General features: G+C 42.8%; 2 protein-coding genes. Both read left to right on the top strand.

The features are described from left to right. Positions 1 to 174: 174 nt before the first annotated feature. A complete protein-coding gene (locus F6K52_RS35985; protein WP_293089959.1) occupies positions 175 to 762 on the top strand; it encodes a TetR/AcrR family transcriptional regulator in 588 nt (195 codons plus the stop codon). Between the two features lie 196 nt (positions 763 to 958). After that, the coding region (locus F6K52_RS35980) for an SDR family oxidoreductase (RefSeq protein WP_293089958.1) at positions 959 to 1,718 on the top strand (760 nt) is incomplete at its 3' end.

Below are 1,718 nucleotides of genomic sequence, written 5' to 3'. Positions count from 1 at the left end.
TCCCGATTCCCGATTCCCGATTCCCGATTCCCGATTCCCGACTCCCGACTCCCGACTCCCGACTCCCGACTCCCGACTCCCGACTCCCGATTCCCGATTCCCGATTCCCGATTCCCGATTCCCTTTCCAAAAAAGTACTTGACAAGCCTACCTAGTAGTAGGTAGTATAAAGTCATGAAACAGAAAACTGCTCAACAAATCCTAGACGTAGCTCAATCCATGGTGCGCAACCGAGGCTACAGCGCCTTTAGTTACGCCGACATTGCCAAAGAAATAGGTATCCGTAAAGCTAGTATCCATTACCATTTTCCCAGCAAGGATGATTTGGTAAAGGAATTAGTTAAACGATACCAAAAAAACTTCGCAGGGAAATGTCTTGAGATTGAGCAACAAGGAAACACACCCCAAGCACAATTGAGAGAGTTTGTGAATCTCTATAGAGATGGTTTGCAAGACAATAAAATTTGTTTGTGTGGAATGTTGACAGCAGATTTGAGTGTTTTAAATTCCGAAATTCAAGCAGAGATCAGAAGTTTCTTTTCTGTCACTGAATCTTGGTTAGCTAGACTATTGCACCGTGGCTGTGAAACCGAGGCTTGGCAGTGTAGCCAATCGGTGGAAGTGGAAGCAAAAATGCTACTTTCTATGTTACAAGGAGCGCAATTATTAGCCCGGGTTGCAGAAGATAGTAGTGCTGCTTTTGATCAGATTACTGGTGCATGTTTGAAAGAGAAGCTATCAGCGGTCAGCGAATCAGCTTAAGCGCTACAGGTAACAGGCTAGAAGCCTGTTCCACACTACTTGAGAATAAAATAAGCTGAAGGCTGAAGGCTGACGGCTGACTGCTGACTGCTGATGGCTGATGGCTAATAAAGGAATAATTTTTTTTGCTTTATAAACTACCTTCTAGTAGGTAATTAAAATAAAATCAATCTATCAATCAATTAAGGAGATAATCATGGCACAAGCATTTGCGGGACAAAAAATCATTGTTGTTGGTGGCACCAGTGGTATGGGTAAAGCGGTTGCTCAATTAATTCTTGAGCAGGGTGGTGCTGCGGTTTTAATTGGCTCACGTCAGCCTAAACTGGAAGAAGCAGTAACGGAACTTAGTCAATATGGAACGGTAGTGGGTGAGTTAGCTAATATTTCTGATCCACAGATGAGAAATGCTTTAATTGATCGTTTAAATAGCGATCATAGTGATGCCACATTACTAGTAAATTCAGCAGGAGTGTTTCTCCCTAAACCGTTCATTGAGTATGAAGAAAAAGATTATGACCTCTATTTGGATATCAATAAAGCAACCTTTTTCATCACTCAGGCGATTGTCAAAAATATGATTAAGAATGGCAAACCTGGTGCGATCGTTAATATTGGCTCGATGTGGGCGAAACAAGTGATAGAAGCTACTCCGTCTTCTGCCTACTCTATGGCTAAAGCTGGCTTACACTCCCTAACCCAACATTTAGCCATGGAACTAGCAAAACATAATATTCGAGTTAATGCGGTATCTCCTGCGGTAGTAGAAACTCCCATTTATGAAGGTTTCATCCCCAAAGAACAAGTCCATTCTGCCCTAGAAGGATTCAATAGTTTCCATCCCATTGGCAGAGTAGGAAAACCTACCGATGTTGCTGAAGCTGTGGTTTATCTACTTTCTGAGAAAGCGAGTTGGGTAACTGGTGCGGTCTGGGATGTTGATGGTGGTGTCATGA

Source organism: Moorena sp. SIO3H5 (assembly GCF_010692395.1).
Lineage (GTDB): Bacteria > Cyanobacteriota > Cyanobacteriia > Cyanobacteriales > Coleofasciculaceae > Moorena.
The sequence above is the reverse complement of the archived record's forward strand: the minus strand, read 5'-3'. Positions and strand labels throughout refer to the sequence as shown.

Coding starts and splice junctions, on each gene's coding strand:
- F6K52_RS35985 (WP_293089959.1), top strand. CDS start 175: ATGAAACAGAAAACTGCTCAACAAATCCTAGACGTAGCTCAATCCATG.